Origin of the sequence: uncultured Chloroflexus sp. (assembly GCF_937951745.1) — a bacterium.
Taxonomy (GTDB): Bacteria; Chloroflexota; Chloroflexia; order Chloroflexales; family Chloroflexaceae; genus Chloroflexus.
This window is the reverse complement of the sequence record NZ_CALFBQ010000042.1, coordinates 48,474-63,634: the sequence shown is the minus strand read 5'-3', so window position 1 is coordinate 63,634 and position 15,161 is coordinate 48,474. Positions and strand designations below refer to the sequence as shown.

Sequence of the window (15,161 nt, the reverse complement as noted above, 5' to 3'; positions counted from 1 at the left end):
ATTGGGAAGTAGGTGCTGTGTTACAATGACGTTGTGCCGTTACACCGCGAATAAGGAGGAACGCGCATGAATAAGAAGACCATCCGCGATGTGGATTGGGCCGGTAAACGTGCGCTGGTGCGGGTTGATTTTAACGTACCGCTCGATGATCAGGGTCTGATTACCGATGACACGCGCATTCGGGCCGCGTTGCCGACGATTCGGTATCTATTGGAGCACGGTGCGAGCGTCGTACTCATGTCGCACCTTGGGCGGCCCAAAGGTAAACCCGATCCGAAGTATAGCCTGCGTCCGGTAGTTGAGCGATTGTTTGAGTTGTTGCCGGAAGCGACTGAGGTCAAGAAGACGGAAGCCATCACCGGTCCGGCAGCCGAAGCAGCAGTAGCAATGCTCAAGCCGGGTCAGGTGTTGGTGTTGGAGAACACCCGCTTCGATCCGCGAGAAGAGAAGAATGATCCGCAGATGGCAGCCGAGCTAGCGAAGCTGGGTGACGTGTACGTCAACGATGCGTTTGGCACCGCGCATCGCGCCAATGCTAGCACCGAGGGGGTGGCTCACTATCTGCCGGCGGTGGCCGGTTTCCTGATGGAGAAGGAATTGGCTTACATCGGCGGCGCGCTGAGCAATCCGCAGCGACCATTTGTAACAGTTATCGGTGGGGCCAAGATCAGTGACAAGATCGGTGTAATCGAGAATTTGCTCGGCAGGGTTGATGCGCTGCTGATCGGTGGCGGGATGGCCAACACCTTTTTGCTGGCCAAGGGCTTGAATCTCGGTGACTCGTTAGTGGAACCGGATAGTGTCACGGTGGCGCAGCAACTGATGGCCAAGGCGGAAGAGCGCGGCGCGCGGCTGCTCTTGCCGGTTGATGTGGTGATCGCCGATGCGTTCAGTGCTGAGGCGCAACGGCAAGTGGTTGACGCTGACGCCATTCCGGCTGGTTGGCGCGTGCTCGATATTGGGCCAAAGACGATTGAGCTGTACAGCGCCGAGATTCGAGCGGCGCGGACGGTAATCTGGAACGGCCCGATGGGAGTATTCGAGCTAGAGCCGTTTGCTGCCGGTACACGGGCGATTGCCCAAGCGATGGCGGAAGCGTCAGCCAACGGCGCGATCACAATTGTCGGTGGCGGTGACAGCGTCGCGGCGGTCGAGCAGGCTGGGTTGGCCGAGAAAATGTCACACGTCAGCACCGGCGGCGGCGCGTCGCTCGAGTTACTTGAAGGGCGAGTGTTGCCCGGTGTAGCGGCGTTGCAAGACGCCGAGTAACGGATAAGGTCAATACGGTAGTGTATTGGGCGGGACACGGCAGCGCCGTGTCCCGGTTCCATTATGGAATATTGGTGGCGCCGGCAAGTTCAATAGAGACGCGGCAACACCTTGTTCCTCCGCCATTATGGAATATTGGTGGTATCGGCAAGTGCAGCCTCTTCCCACGGCTCGACATTGCCGGCCCAATCACGGGCGCGCACACGGAAGGCAAACTGTTTGCCCTCATCGGGGCCAAACCATGCGCTGAGATCAGCCGTTTCACGCTTCCAATCAGTCCAACCGCCGTCGGGCAACAACCGCACCTGCACGTCGTAGCTGGCGATACCGGTCATATCATCGTTACCGCCCCACTTGATCAAGAAGCCATTGCCGGCGCGCGTAATCGAAAGGATTTGGGTGTTGGGCGGGGTCGTATCGCTACGCGGTTCCCATGCGATCGCATCGTAGCGCACGGCCATGCCGCGATCACCGGAGAGGTCGCTGAGGAAGACCTGTGGCACTTCGTTGCCGGCGCCGCCAAAGTAATAGGTGCCAAGCGAAGCCCACTGGCCGCTGGCTGAGCGTTGGTCAAGCGTCACTTCAGTCGTCGCCCCAGCATGGCTGATCCGATAACGGGCGCTGGTTGTGGCTGGATTGCCGCATGTTGGGATGTAGGCTTTGACCTCATAGAAACCGGGCCTGAGGCTTGGCGCAGTCCACGCCGCGGCAGTGGTCGCTTTAGCCGGGTCAGTGGTGGAGTATGTCCATTGATGTTGGCCGTTCAAGCCGCACCGTTCTTCGTACCAATCCTTGCCAATCGGGTTGAAGGCGGTATCAGTATTATCAACTGTAAATGCTCCTTCAGGTGCAGTGACTGTTTGTTGCGCGGCATCATCGGTGAACTGGGTTGGGCCAACCTCTACCGCATCGCCGGGACCGGGGTCTTCGCCAAGCCAGAGGAAGGTGACGTAGACGTAGTCGCTCCTCGTCATGCCAAGGTCGTCCCAGAAGGTGCCATCAGCGATGTCGATCCCATTGGGGAGGGTAATCCGCCGGCCCCACTCATCGCGTCCGCCGTTGTAGCCATGGAAGTAAGCTGCTTCGGCCATCGGCATGCCGACCGGCAGGTCGCTGTAACGGCGGTTCGGATTCCAATAATCATCGCGCGTATTCCATGGCCCAACATCCCAGACTGGCACTACAACGGAACGGCCATTGTAGGTAAGACGAACTTTGAACTTATCGGTGCCTTTGGGAGAGAGCGCGCACCAGCAGGGTAGGGCCACAAACCGATCGCGTGGTTGGATAATGTGGCCATTAGCGGTGCGGTAGCCAACAAGACCTTCGCGGGTAGCGAAGATGCGGTAGGTGGGAGCAACGGGTGGCTGTTGCGATGGCGAGGTCGTCGGGGCGGCCTGTACGTGGGCGATGGCGGTCGAGAGCACGACCAGCACAGCGACAATCAAGCCGCGGCGAACGATACTTCCTCTCATACAGTCTGTTTCCTCCTTATTATGGCGGCATTCGGCACGGTGTGCCGGGCAGACGCGGGGCAGCCGCCGCGTGGTGGGGTCTGCCGGCGTAGGTAAACGCCACCAATACCCCGTCATAGGATTATCTGAAGATGCGTCTGCCGGGGCGCCGCTTCGTGCGCTGCGAGGCGCAGTAGCGAGCGTGGTAAGCGGTACATCTGGCAAACAGAGCCAGCGCTTGGCGGCGCCCGCCCAATCAAGCCGGAGCAACGGGCTCCGGGGCGTTATGTTAGCGCCCGCCCTCAACCGTCATATTGGCGAGGTCGGGGATGGCCGCGATCCAGACCGAGCCGGGGGCAAGCGGTACTTCGTTGCCATTAGCATCAACGAGGTAGAGTTGAGCATAGCCTGCCGCTTTGCGCCACGTGGCCTCAATCATCCGGCCATCGCGGAAGATGCGTGCCGGGCCTTCACCGATCACATCCTGCTCGATCCGGCCTTTTGGATCGTTTGGAATAGGTCGTTCGGGCACTTCGAGAATGACAACATTCTTAAACTGCAACTGCGCGCCGGTGGCAGCATCGACGTGCGGGCGATTGCCGCGCAGATAGCGATAGCTGTTAGTGACCGGATCGTACTGCCAGCCAACGCTCGCTTCACGATAGATAAAGAAGTAGCGCAGTGATTGTTGCGCAGGCCGTTCGGCGAGTGGCGCTTCAGGTGAATAGGTGAAGCCGATCTCTTCTAACCCTTCCACCGGGCGATCATTAGCCGAAGCAAATGCGGCAATATTAGCACTATTGGTATAGAGGTTATGCGGTGCGCTGCGATCACGGGTGCGGTAGAAATAACCGCTGGCATTGCCGCGCAGCGCGTCCATATTGATCAATTCGATGGAGGTTTCGGCTAAAAGCAGCCCTTCAGGCGAACCTCCGGCATGCACGTACACCGATCGGAACCCTTTTGCCCATTCGACATAGTACGAACGGGCGCTGCGGACCGGGCCGATTACTGGGACATCAGGCGAAATACCGGGGATGAAGATCGCCATGTAGCGGGTAATGCCGAACTCGGCCAACGCCTCGAATACGATGGCCGCCTTATCTATCCCGGTTTGCGGGTAGGCATTGGGATGGTTATCGTACATCACCGCAAAGGGCCGGCTAGTGACCGAACCGCGAGGAACGGCGAGCGGTGCGGTGATGGGTGCGGGGGTGGCAGTAGGCGCTAGGGTGGCGGTTGGTTCAGGGGTCGCAGGCGGTTCTGGTGTAACGGTGGGTTCTAGGGTAGCTGTTGGTGGAAGTGTTGGTACGGACGTCGGCTGCGGAGTTGCAGTAGGCAGCCGAGTTGCAATTGCAACGAGCGTTGGTAGAGGCGACGGCGCAGGCTCATTGGCAACTGCCGAACTACATGCGCTCATCAACAATATGCACAGCAGCAAGGCTAATGCAGAACATCGACTCTTCATGCGTTTCTTTCCTTATGCACCGCAGGTCATGGCGGAGCAGCGCGGGCGGCCTATTATACCATGGGTTTGGCGGGGCGCAAGTTGGGCGGTTGGGCGGTCAAACTTGAAAAGATGTCGTTCTTGGATGGAATGCGGCAGTGCAACTGCGCTAAGGCGTCCGCTAAAAGCCTGCTACGTAGACAATAAGGGTGGGCCGTGATTGCTCGCCTTGTCAGTTCCCGGTGCGGAACTGCCACGTGTAGATAAACGGTTGACCATCATACGATCCGCTGATCGATACTTCGATCAGGCTGTTGGTGGGTAAATTGCTCGTAGGGGTGACAACGATCCCTTTATGGCCGACCGGCAGGCTCGTCGTGCTGGTGTGAGGGATAGCGTTGCCGCTGACGACGCGCAGATCCGTGCCGCTGATCACTGGCGTACTACCGAAATAGCGCCATTGCAACGTAATCGGATATTGCGTCGCCGGCACATCGGTTTGGTCAATGCCGGGGTAACGCACCGGCCAATACGGGTAGCTTGCACCATCGACAAAATGAGACAGCACATCAAGTGCAGCCGCACTGCGTGCTCCGTTGGCCGTGGTGTAAAACCCAAACCCGAAAGTTGGCGTGGTGGGGTAGAGCAACCAGATGCGATGACCAATCGATGTCATCCAGCTATCAACAGCGTCAGCCGACTGCCAACTACCGCCCCATCCAATCCATGCGTTGCCTTTTTGCGCGCAGATCTGGCCGGTGGGCGAGGCGAAGGGCTTGGTCGGGTCTTGGTTGTGTGTAATGTGGTTATTCTCGGCCATATAGCGCGCGTGTTCCCAGCAGTTGCTGTTGAGTTCGCTACTTTCAGTAACCGGTGGCACGCCGGCCCGCGCCCGATAGGCGTTAACTCGCTCTAACCAGTTGGATGAGAGGGGTGGGTACGTCACTGTGCGGATAATTAGAGGGATAAAGATGGTGTTTGGCAGGCTTTGCGGCGTTGCTGGTTTGGCAACGACGTTGGCCGGCAGTGACAGAAACATCATAAGGTTCGCAATGAGCGAACAAGAGAGCAGGAAGAGGCGCATAGAAAGTGACTTCCGATAAACTGATAAATTAGCTCAGTCTATAACGATAATATACCAATCAATCCCTATAGCAGGCAATAGGGTTTTTTATACTATCTTGCGAGTAGTCCTCCCGTTGTGCCGTACCATAGGTAAGGAGGCAATACGGAGCAGAAATGATACACCATCCACACCATTCCTAAGCCTTTGTGCCGGTGTGATCGGCCCTCACCCCCGCTCCTTTTGCTGCCTGACACAACCACCCCTCGGCCCCGCTCCCATCTTCCGGGGGGTGAGGAGGCGTGTTTTTACCACAGAGGGCGCGGAGGACGCAGGGGGAGCCGCTCGGAGGCGAGAGCGGTATTGCTGAAGCGGAAGACAGTAGCGTCCCGCTGCCACTAACGTGAGCGCAAGGGGGGGTAAGGGTACCCCCAGCGGGAGGGGTTGGCCGCCGCGGCTGTGATGAGCCGGTCGTTGCAGAGGGGTGCTCCCCCAGCGGGAGGGGCCGGCGGTGGGGACACGAAATTGCGATACCACGACGCAGACGAGTTGGGAAGCGGTTCAACGCGATTCGTTGCCTTCTCTACGGCACTGTGCTACGATGAGCCGAGAGTATTTTTTAGCAATGATGGAGCGTGCCATGAGCAGCGCTGAGGTGCAGGCGATCACGGTGGGGAGACCGGATCGGGCAGGGAGGAGTCGCGCAGGTAGCCCGACGGCATTAGTGGTGGTGGTGGCCGATGCGCAGCCCGCAGCAGCGGCATTGGCCGCTTATCAAAGCGTGGAAGCGGCGATGTTGCCGCATTTCTATCTTGATCGCAATGGCGACCTGTATCAATTGGTTTCTACCACACGCGCCGGGCATGGGTTGGGCCGGGCAATCTGGCGGGGGCGAAGCCACAATCTTGATCGGGTGGCGGTGATGATCAGCCTTGAAGCGCCGGCGCTGACCGATCTGAGCGAGGCGCAGGCAACGGTGTTGGCTGATTGGCTGCCACTCCTACTTGTGCAGCACGATCTGTTGTTAGCTGACGTGAGCAGGCTTGCCACCGACATCCTTGGACGGAACCGAGTGCAGCCGTATTTGCCGCCACCACCGTCGGTTGCCTCTGCTGATGGATTACTTCTCGGCAGGAGCGTTCGCTCGCCTGAACAAGAGCTATGGGTAGGGTTGGCAACAGTGACGTGGCGGCAGCGCGGCGCACAGTTGCGGCTCAACCAAGCTTTTTCATTGCACTGGGGCAAGTTTGATCTCGGTGCGCCGCTGGCTGCCAACGAGCCGCCGCCGGTGGCACTTGACGGTAAGACGTATAACTTTCAGGTCTTTGCGCGTGATACAATCTTTAATGAGGGTACGCAGTATGCTGCCGTGCAGAGTTTAGCGAATCTGTTGGGGCCAGACATCGGTGCGATTCCGACCGGCGGGGTGAGCCGGGCACTGATTGAGGCGAGCTATCGTAGTGCGTTGAAAGCAAGCGCCGCGCGCGCGCCGCTCGAGGGTAAGACTGAGTTTCGCGCCGATTGGCGCTTCCATTTCGTGGCGTTGCAAGCCAACCTTGGTCCAGCCCTCAGCGGAAATTATGTGACCGCCGATCGCGCTTTTGCCGTACAAGTCTTTGCCGGTGACACGCTCTATACGCCGATGAGCCGGCAATCCGGCTGTTTCTTTCTCAGTCTGACCGATCCGACTAGCCCGCAGTATGCCCAACTGTGGGCCGAAACGTACAAAGTTGCCGGCGTGCCGTACAATCCTACCGATCCGTTTCACCAGCGGGCGCTAGAGTTGAAGCTGGGTACGCCGCTGAGCGGCGTACTGCACGAAACAATCAACGGGGCACCTTACGATCTCCAAGTCTTTGCCTATGATACGCTGTATCGTGGGCCGGACGGCGTGATTCGCCGGATGAGCGAGCTGCCGCGCCCAGCCGAGGTGCAGACATGGCAACCGCGTCCGGCGGTTGCTCCGGCGCAACCAGCCCAGCCAGTGCCGCAACCCGCTGCGCCGGCGCCCGTTTCATCAATCTCGACTGCGCCGGAAGTGGTGCGAGCCGGGCCGCCGCGTCGCGATCCGAATTGGCCGCCAATGCCCGATTTCAACATTCTGACCGACCGCAACGGCCAGCGCGAGCGAATCTTGGGTAAAATCGAGTGGGTGCGCAAAAGTGGTGATGATATTACGATCACCAATGATTGGGCGGCGCAGAACCTGATCGAGGTGTCTATCCCGCAACTAGCCCGTTTCCGCAATACCAACGGCGGGCAGATCAAGTTTCACCGGTTGGCGGCTGACCAGTTGCGCCGGTTGTGGCAGGCATGGGAAGATGCGGGATTGCTGCATTTGGTGTTAACATTTGACGGCGCTTGGTGGCCGCGCACCATTCGCAACAATCCTACCACGCTGAGCAACCATGCTTATGGCACGGCCTTCGACATCAACGCGCAATGGAATGCGTTCTACAAGCCAGCGGCGCTGGTGGGCGATCGCGGCTCGGTGCGCGAGTTAGTACCGATTGCCAATGCACTGGGGTTCTTCTGGGGCGGTCACTGGAATTACGATGGCAGAGGCGCCAGTGATGGCATGCATTTTGAATGGGCAGTTGCCCGCTGAGCAAAGGAGCAAGCAATGCAACTGAACGGTCTTGGTGTGTTGATCACCGGCGGCGCATCGGGGTTAGGAGCGGCGACAGCCGAGCGGCTGGCGGGGGTCGGCGCGCGGGTTACCATTGCCGATCTGAACGAGGCAGCCGGTCTTGAGCTAGCTGAACGGATCGGCGGGCAATTTGTGCGTACCGACGTGACCGATCCGGTGCAGTGTGCGGCGGCGGTGGCGGCAGCAACGGATGGCGGCAGTCTGCACGCGCTGGTCTGCTGCGCCGGTATCGTGCTGGCCGAGCGGATGTTGGGGCGCGATGGCGTGCATGATCCGGCCCGTTTCAAGCGAGTAATTGAGGTCAATTTGATCGGTACGTTTCAGATGATGCTCTACGCGGCACAGGCGATGACAACCAATCAGCCGAATGAGGAGGGTGAACGCGGGGTTATTGTGAATACCGCTTCAATTGCGGCGTTTGACGGCCAGATTGGTCAAATCGCTTACGCTGCCTCGAAAGCGGGCGTGGTAGGGATGGGATTGCCGGCAGCGCGCGAATTGGCCCGCTTCGGCATCCGGGTGATGACAATCGCGCCGGGTATTTTTGACACGGCGATGATGGCTAGTTTACCGGCAGCAGCGCGTGAATCGCTCGGCGCACAGGTACCCTTCCCCTCGCGGCTAGGCCGTCCGGCGGAGTATGCTGCGCTGGTGCAGCATATTATCGAAAATCCAATGTTGAATGGTGAAGTGATCCGGCTTGATGGTGCTATTCGGATGGCGCCGAAGTAGAGGAGGAATGCAATGCAGATCTATCTCGATACGGCTAATCTGGCCGAGATTCGGGAAGCGGCCAGTTGGGGGATTCTGAGTGGGGTGACGACCAACCCGACCCTGATAGCGCGTGAGCGCGGTGCTGATTTCAAAGACATCATTACCGAGATTGCTGAATTGGTTGATGGCCCGATCAGCGCCGAGACCATCTCGCTCGATGCCGAGGGCATGGTGCGCGAGGGTATCGAATACGCTTCGTGGCACCCGAACGTGATTATCAAGGTGCCGAGCACGACCGAGGGGTTGCGCGCGGTCAGCCAGTTGGCCAAGCACGGCATTCGCTGCAACGTGACGCTCTGCTTTAACTCAGTGCAGGCGCTGTTGGCGGCGCGGGCCGGCGCGTTTATCATCAGCCCCTTTGTCGGGCGCGTAGATGATACTGGCGTTGACGGCATGGCACTCATTCGCGAGATTGCCGGCATCTACCGCCAAGATCGCGAGATTACAACCAAGATTCTGGCTGCTTCGATCCGCCATCCCCGTCATATTGTCGAAGCGGCGCTAGCGGGGGCGGATATTGCTACCTGCCCATTCAAGGTATTGCAGCAGGCGATGCGCCATCCGTTGACTGATCGCGGCATCGAGCAATTTCTGGCCGATTGGAAATCGCGTTCGGGTTCGTGAGTAGCGGTTATGCCTGACCAACCCTTGATGCTTGGTCTGATTGGCGCCAGCGGCTCTGGCAAGACGACGCTGACCCGCGGAATTATTCGTCTGCTAGGGGCGCAGGGAGTGACGCCGATCAGTCTTGATGACTATCTGCGCTATAGCCGGGCTGAACGGGCGGCGCTCGGTTTAACCGACGCTGATCCAGCGGCGACCGATCTTGAGCGCATGGCAGCTGATCTGGCGGCGCTGCGCAGCTGCCAAACCATTGATAAGCCAGTGTACGATCACGTGGCTGGCGTGCCTCGTGGGAGTGAGCGCGTGGCGCCAACCGGTTTAGTGATCGCTTACGGCCCTCTCACCCTGACCCCGCCGGTACAGGCTGAGTTGTTTGACTTGACGGTCTACCTCGATCCAGCCCCTGAGCTTTATCGTCGTTGGCGGGAAGAGCGTGATGTCAAGCAGCGCGGCTATACGCTCGAACAGGTGCGTATGGCATGGCCGGCCCGCGAGCGTGACATCCAGCGCTACATCGCTCCCCAGCGCCCGTTGGCGGATGTGGTGTTGCGCTTTGTGCCGGCGACGGATGGGCTTGACTTGCAGATGTCGCTGCGGCGGCGCGCTCTGACCTTTGACTTGGCGAGCGCGGCGCAGCCGGCAGAGGCCGCAGCAGCGATCCAAATCCGTCCGGTGCCGGCAGATGAAGATCGCTTGCCGGCAGTGTTGGTTTCGGCAAAGAATGATCCTGCGCTCCAGCAGGTGAGCGACGCCTTGCGCAAGCGCCTGCCGGTGCGCGGGCAGGTAGTGACCGGTGAAGAACTAGCGCCGGCCAATGCGACGCTGACCTTTGCCCAGACCTTGATTGCGACGTTGTTGTTGCACGGGCGGGGGTAGGTGATTTCACCGCAGAGGGCGCCGAGATTGCAGCAGAGAAGGTTGGTGAGCGGGGGCAATGTCCATAACTGCGAAACCTGCTCTGATGGAGTTGCGGGCTGTGAGGTGTGACGGTAGCGGTAAGCGTGCTTCTAGTCAACCGTATCGCCTGCCTCTGCGTTCTCTGCGCCCCCCTGCGGTTTTTAATCTACTAACTCAAACGCTGCTTCGGCAATCGACAGCGGATCAAGCCCAAAGGCGCGGTAGAGGTCATCACGTGCCCCTGATTGGCCAAACCGGTCAACGCCGAGGGCGTGGAGCGGTGCGCCGTAGATCGAGCCGAGCCATGCCAGTGCGTGTGAAGCGGCATCATGGACGGTCACGATCGGCGCGTTGCGCTCGCTCGGCGGGATGAGCCAGCTCACGTCGCCGCCTTGTTGCCATTGCTCGTACACACGGCGGGCGCTAGTGAGATTGATCACATTTACTGCAACCCCTTCCCGGCGCAGATAATGGGCCGCCGCTATCGCTTCGGGCACCAATGTGCCACTGGTAACAATCTGCACCACCGGCGCACTTGGATGATCTTGGTAATCGATGCGGTCAATCAGCCGGTAGCCGCCACGCAAGACCTGCCGGCGCAATTCTTCGGCGCCGAGCCGGTCAAGGGCCGGTTGGAGCAGGCTTTGATCAATTGGGCGGGTGGAAAGGCGGAGATAGCTAGCCGAACCGTTTGGATCAATGCAGAGTCGTAATGCCTCATGTAAGAGCCATGCCGTTTCAAGGGCAAAACATGGCTCGAAACTGGCGAGATTGGGTAGTTCAATCCCCAGTGATGCCGTAACTGACGACTGGTGGGCACCACCTTCGGGCGAAAGGGTAATCCCGCTCGGTGTACCAACCACAATGAACCGCGCCCCCGAATAGAGACCGTAGATGAACGCATCAAGACCACGGCAAACAAAGGGATCGTAGACGGTGCCAATCGGGATGAGCGGCTCGCCGATCAGGTCGCCTGCCAAACCAAACATCCCCAGCAGCATAAAAAGGTTCATCTCAGAAATGCCCAGCTCGATATGCTGCCCACCCGGCCAACGCCGCCAGCGCAACATACGATAGGCTTCGGTCTCAAAATCCGGCTCTTCGTGACGGGCGAACACACCGGTCTTGTTGATCCAGCCGGCCAAATTGGTCGAAACCGACACATCGGGCGAAGCGGTGACGATCCGTTCGCGCAAGCCGGTAAGATCAGCGACGCGCACCAGAAAGCGACCAAAGGTGTCTTGGGTGCTGACCATGCCGCTAGCCGGCACAGCAATTTCATCCGGCAGCGGGATCGTCACCGCAGGCTTTGGTTGATCAGGCGCACCATACAAACGGGCCGCTGCTTCGGCGCACAGCCGACCGCCGGGCGAATCGGGCGGCAGCCGATCCCACTCGTGGCCGGGAGCGATACCGAACTGCGCGCGCAGCGCCTCAATTTGCTCAGGTGTGAGCAGCATCGAGTGATTGAGCGGATTGCCAGCGATGGGCAGTCCCCATCCCTTAATCGTATAGGCGAAGATGATTGTTGGCCGGCGTGGTTCGGCATCGGCAGCAGCGAGGGTTTTAAGCAGTTCGATCACATCATGGCCGCCAAGGTTGGCCAGCACTGCTGGCAACTCTGCGTCTGGTATCGACGCAAGCAGGCGGGCAAGGCGCTCATCACCATTGATCAGGCGGGGGCGCAGATCAGGGCCGGCAAGCCGGATCAGCGCCTGATACTCCTCGTTACTCATCTTGTCGATGCGGGTGCGTAGCGCCTCGCCGCCGGGTTGGGTAAAGAGGGTTTGCAAGCGGCAGCCGTATTTGGCTTCCAACACCCGCCAACCACTCTCGGCAAAGAGCCGTTTGAGATGGGCCGCACGGATACCGGGCACCACCCGGTCAAGACTCTGCCGGTTGAGATCAACAATCCAGAGCAGATTATCGAGGTCAGCGAGAGCGGGATCAATCACCGCCTCCCAGACATTCCCTTCGTCGAGTTCGGCATCACCGACGAGCGCAATGAAACGCTGCGTCGCCGACCGATTGAAATGAGCTGCCGCATACTGCGCGCTGAGCGCGGCGAATGCCGGCGCGACTGCGCCGAGCCCGACCGAGCCGGTGGAAAAATCGGGCGGGTCAGGGTCTTTGGTGCGTGACGGGTAGGCTTGCAGACCGCCAAAAGCCCGCAATTGGGTGAGGTAGCGCGCATCGAGCCGGCCTAGCAAATATTGGAGAGCGTGATAAACCGGGGAAGCGTGCGGTTTGATCGACACCCGATCGCCGGGTCGCAAATAGTGCAGATAGAGCGTGGTCATAATCGTGACCATCGATGCCGACGAAGCCTGATGGCCGCCTACCTTCACGCCGTCGAGATTGGGACGAACGTGGTTCGCATGATGGACCATCAGCGTTGATAACCAGAGCACACGCTGTTGCACCTCTTCGATAGCACTGATCAGCGCGGGGGTCGGCTCAATGCGGGGCATACATTGCTCCTTATTGGTCAGTCGTGTAGGGTCATTGATATTATACTTGATGGCACGGTTGTTGCCATTGAGGTTGTCGCAGAGGAACGTTTCTTAACTTTACCATTGCAGTGAGAGTAGGTTAAGTCGTTATAAAGAAGCGATTAAAAGAAATTGAAAAAAGCTTAAGTGCATCAGAATGGTAAAAAACGCTCTAATTCACTTGCCAAAACGCTCTATTTGCGGTACTATGCGCATGCCCATTTCAGTTCAACATTGGTTTGCACCTTGATGCTTGCGCACTCGATTAATCCAACCGGCTTGTCCTTGTGAAGGACAAAGCGGTTTAGTTGTGGTTGTTCGCGACTTGAAATGGAGACCATGCCTTATGGAGAAAATCTCACGTCGGCGGTTTCTTAAAGGGACGGTCGCTTTGGGTGCCGGTGCGCTGCTCGCAATCTACAGCGACGGCAGCTTCCGGCTAGCATTGGCGCAAGAAAATCCTGCGTTCCGCATGCGGATTCTACACACGAATGATCACCATGCCCGGATTGAACCGGTGTTTAGCGGCAACAATCCAGTTCATGGCGGTGTTTCGCGTCGCAAAGCATTGATCGACAAGATCCGCCGCGAGACGGCAATGCCCACCTTGTTGGTCGATGCCGGCGATGTTTTCCAAGGAACGCTCTATTTCAATCAGTACAACGGCATGGCCGACCTCGAGTTCTACAATGTGATGGGGTACGAGGCGATGGCCGTTGGCAATCACGAGTTTGACAAAGGTCCGCAGGCGCTAGTTGATTTCATCACGCGGGCCAAATTCCCAGTATTGAGCGCGAATATCGCGGTTGCCGCCGGCAACCCACTGGCCGGCCTCATCAAGCCGCGCACGATCATTGAGAAAGATGGCCGGAAGATCGGTATCTTCAGCCTGACCCCGGAAGACACCGGCGTGCTCTCGAACGCCGGCCCCGGCATTAACTTCACGTCAGCGATCGAAGCGGCGCGCCAGCAGGTGGCGGCGTTGAAGGCTGAGGGCGTCTTCACCATCATTGCCCTGACCCATGTCGGGATTAACGTTGATCGGCGGATTGCTCGTGAAGTAGGCGGAATGAGCTTAATCATCGGTGGCCACTCACATACACCGATGGGGCCGATGAACAAGGTTGGTACACCACCCTACCCCGAACTGATTGCCGGCCCTGATGGTAAACCGGTGGTCGTAGTAACCGACTGGGAGTGGGGGCGCTGGCTCGGTGATATTACTGTAGCCTTTAATGCAGCGGGCACGGTGATCGATTTGCAGGGCAATCCGACTGAGGTGCTGCCGTCGTTGCCGGCGGATCAAGGGTTCGAGAACCGAATTGCGGTATTTAAAGGCCCAATCGAGCAGTTGCGCGCGCGGGTGGTTGGTTCGGCGGCGGTTGATCTCGATGGCAGCCGCAACAACATCCGCTCGCGTGAGACGAATCTGGGCAATCTGGTGGCCGAAGCGATGTTGGCCAAGGCGCGCAGCGCGGGGGCGACGCTGGCGATCACCAACGGCGGTGGCATTCGGGCATCGATCCCGGCGGGGCCGGTGACGGTCGGCCAGATTTTGGAAGTGCTGCCGTTCGGTAATACGTTGGCATTAGTGACGCTGACCGGCGCGCAAGTGATCGAGGCCCTCAACAACGGCGTCAGTCAAGTTGAGAGCGGCGCGGGCCGCTTCCCACAGATTGCCGGCTTCCGATTCACCTACGATCCATCGCTGCCGGCAGCCAGCCGGGTGACAAGTGTGACTGTCGGTGGCGCACCGATTGATCCAAATGCTGACTACATCGTCGTCACCAACAACTTTATGCTCACCGGCGGTGATGGCTATAGCGTTTTTACCCGCGGACGCAATCAGGTTGATACCGGCTTCATTCTAGCCGACGTGGTGGAAGAGTACATTGCCGCTAATTCGCCGGTTAATCCGCCAGTTGATGGCCGAATCGCGGTTGGGGCTGCCCCGGCGGTGACGCCAACCCAGCCAGAAGCTCCGGCGCAACCGGTGCCGGTACCAGCAACACTGCCCAACACCGGCGGCACGCTGACGCCGCTGGCGTGGCTGGCTGGATTGGGCGCGGCGGCATTGGCTAGTGGTGCAGCGTTGCAGCGTAGTGCAGTGGCGGAAGAGGCGGAAACTGTTGAAACTGAGGTGGCTGAGGTCGAGCAGTAGGTTGCTCGCTGGCCCCTTCGCTTGCACTTTGCGGAGCGGGCAGAACATGGGGTCGCGTGTAACCGTTGATCGCTGTACAATGCGGTAAAGTCCGGTGCTTCGTTCCCCTCTCCCACGCTAGTGGGAGAGGGGTTAGAGCTATCAGTCGGCGTAGCGGGCTTCTTCACCCTACCCCAACCCTTCAGGGCCGGGTGCTAGATCGGGTATTCTGTCCGCCCCTTCTCTCGCACTGCGAGGGAGGGGGCGGGTTGTGTGGCGACAACCGTCGCCGGTAGTGAGGAATAGCCACGAAAAGACACCAAAGACACGAAAACGTTCTGGATGCCGAAT

At 59.1% G+C, this 15,161-nt stretch carries 10 protein-coding genes; 6 read left to right on the top strand and 4 right to left on the bottom strand.

Annotation, left to right across the window (positions count from 1 at the left end):
- Window positions 1-66: 66 nt before the first annotated feature.
- Complete coding sequence (pgk, locus tag Q1A59_RS10630; protein ID WP_298407396.1) at window positions 67-1,269, top strand: phosphoglycerate kinase; 1,203 nt, start codon at window positions 67-69, stop codon at window positions 1,267-1,269.
- A 125-nt stretch (window positions 1,270-1,394) separates the two neighbouring features.
- On the opposite strand, the gene Q1A59_RS10625 is transcribed toward pgk, so the two are convergent.
- From Q1A59_RS10625 to Q1A59_RS10615, 3 genes are all read right to left on the bottom strand, one after another.
- Window positions 1,395-2,744 carry a hypothetical protein gene (locus Q1A59_RS10625; RefSeq protein ID WP_298407393.1) on the bottom strand — a complete coding sequence of 450 codons (1,350 nt, stop codon included), beginning with the start codon at window positions 2,742-2,744 and terminating at the stop codon, window positions 1,395-1,397.
- Between the two features lie 268 nt (window positions 2,745-3,012).
- Window positions 3,013-4,191, bottom strand: coding sequence for a DUF3048 domain-containing protein (locus Q1A59_RS10620; RefSeq protein ID WP_299644957.1), 1,179 nt, complete (start codon window positions 4,189-4,191; stop codon window positions 3,013-3,015).
- 211 nt (window positions 4,192-4,402) lie between these two features.
- The gene (locus Q1A59_RS10615; protein WP_299644956.1) at window positions 4,403-5,212 is read right to left on the bottom strand and encodes a CAP domain-containing protein; all 810 of its coding nucleotides are present in this window, start codon (window positions 5,210-5,212) and stop codon (window positions 4,403-4,405) included.
- 661 nt (window positions 5,213-5,873) lie between these two features.
- Here Q1A59_RS10615 and Q1A59_RS10610 point away from each other — a divergent pair.
- From Q1A59_RS10610 to Q1A59_RS10595, 4 genes are read left to right on the top strand one after another with little or no spacing between them, the layout of a single operon-like run.
- Window positions 5,874-7,841 (top strand): M15 family metallopeptidase, encoded by a 1,968-nt coding sequence (locus tag Q1A59_RS10610; RefSeq protein WP_298407381.1) that lies wholly within the window; start codon window positions 5,874-5,876, stop codon window positions 7,839-7,841.
- Window positions 7,842-7,856: 15 nt separating this feature from the next.
- Window positions 7,857-8,615: an SDR family NAD(P)-dependent oxidoreductase gene (locus Q1A59_RS10605; protein WP_299644955.1), complete on the top strand. Its 759-nt coding sequence runs from the start codon at window positions 7,857-7,859 to the stop codon at window positions 8,613-8,615.
- 12 nt (window positions 8,616-8,627) lie between these two features.
- Window positions 8,628-9,281, top strand: a complete 654-nt coding sequence (fsa, locus tag Q1A59_RS10600) for a fructose-6-phosphate aldolase (RefSeq protein ID WP_298407378.1) — start codon at window positions 8,628-8,630, stop codon at window positions 9,279-9,281.
- Window positions 9,282-9,290: 9 nt separating this feature from the next.
- Complete coding sequence (locus tag Q1A59_RS10595) at window positions 9,291-10,157, top strand: uridine kinase (protein WP_298407376.1); 867 nt, start codon at window positions 9,291-9,293, stop codon at window positions 10,155-10,157.
- Window positions 10,158-10,339: 182 nt separating this feature from the next.
- Here the strand turns inward: Q1A59_RS10595 and Q1A59_RS10590 are convergent, their stop codons facing one another.
- Window positions 10,340-12,649 (bottom strand): transketolase-like TK C-terminal-containing protein, encoded by a 2,310-nt coding sequence (locus Q1A59_RS10590; protein WP_299644954.1) that lies wholly within the window; start codon window positions 12,647-12,649, stop codon window positions 10,340-10,342.
- 367 nt (window positions 12,650-13,016) lie between these two features.
- On the opposite strand from Q1A59_RS10590, the gene Q1A59_RS10585 reads away from it, so the two are divergent.
- Window positions 13,017-14,831: a 5'-nucleotidase C-terminal domain-containing protein gene (locus Q1A59_RS10585; protein ID WP_298407370.1), complete on the top strand. Its 1,815-nt coding sequence runs from the start codon at window positions 13,017-13,019 to the stop codon at window positions 14,829-14,831.
- The last annotated feature ends 330 nt before the right edge of the window (window positions 14,832-15,161 follow it).

Excerpts from the sequence above, each read along its gene's own strand:
- pgk (WP_298407396.1), top strand. The coding sequence starts at position 67 with ATGAATAAGAAGACCATCCGCGATGTGGATTGGGCCGGTAAACGTGCG.
- Q1A59_RS10625 (WP_298407393.1), bottom strand. The coding sequence starts at position 2,744 with ATGAGAGGAAGTATCGTTCGCCGCGGCTTGATTGTCGCTGTGCTGGTC.
- Q1A59_RS10620 (WP_299644957.1), bottom strand. The coding sequence starts at position 4,191 with ATGAAGAGTCGATGTTCTGCATTAGCCTTGCTGCTGTGCATATTGTTG.
- Q1A59_RS10615 (WP_299644956.1), bottom strand. The coding sequence starts at position 5,212 with ATGATGTTTCTGTCACTGCCGGCCAACGTCGTTGCCAAACCAGCAACG.
- Q1A59_RS10610 (WP_298407381.1), top strand. The coding sequence starts at position 5,874 with ATGAGCAGCGCTGAGGTGCAGGCGATCACGGTGGGGAGACCGGATCGG.
- Q1A59_RS10605 (WP_299644955.1), top strand. The coding sequence starts at position 7,857 with ATGCAACTGAACGGTCTTGGTGTGTTGATCACCGGCGGCGCATCGGGG.
- fsa (WP_298407378.1), top strand. The coding sequence starts at position 8,628 with ATGCAGATCTATCTCGATACGGCTAATCTGGCCGAGATTCGGGAAGCG.
- Q1A59_RS10595 (WP_298407376.1), top strand. The coding sequence starts at position 9,291 with ATGCCTGACCAACCCTTGATGCTTGGTCTGATTGGCGCCAGCGGCTCT.
- Q1A59_RS10590 (WP_299644954.1), bottom strand. The coding sequence starts at position 12,649 with ATGCCCCGCATTGAGCCGACCCCCGCGCTGATCAGTGCTATCGAAGAG.
- Q1A59_RS10585 (WP_298407370.1), top strand. The coding sequence starts at position 13,017 with ATGGAGAAAATCTCACGTCGGCGGTTTCTTAAAGGGACGGTCGCTTTG.